We start from the raw sequence: 264 nt of genomic DNA, 5'->3' as shown, positions 1-264 counted from the left end.
ACTTTCAACTCTCCATACTAACTCAGCACCAGAGACGTTGACCCGCCTACGCAATATGGGTGTGGCTTCCTTTAACATTGCCACGTCAGTAAACTTGGTCATCGCCCAGCGCCTAGCAAGGCGCTTATGTAAAAACTGTAAAAAACCCATCAACGTCCCACGGCAAAGCTTGCTTGAGCTTGGCTTTAATGACACCGATTTAGACAACCCAGACAATGTGATCTATGAACCGGTAGGCTGTAACGAATGCCGTGAAGGCTATAA

General features: G+C 47.3%; 1 protein-coding gene. It reads left to right on the top strand.

Annotated features, from left to right (window positions below):
* Positions 1-264: ATPase, T2SS/T4P/T4SS family (locus AAEY88_RS14020; protein WP_350563359.1), on the top strand; the 264-nt coding region annotated here is incomplete at both ends.

Source organism: Psychrobacter sp. CAL346-MNA-CIBAN-0220 (genome assembly GCF_040309805.1).
Taxonomy (GTDB): domain Bacteria; phylum Pseudomonadota; class Gammaproteobacteria; order Pseudomonadales; family Moraxellaceae; genus Psychrobacter.
Note: the sequence above shows the minus strand (reverse complement) of the source record. Positions and strands in the feature narration are given on the sequence as shown.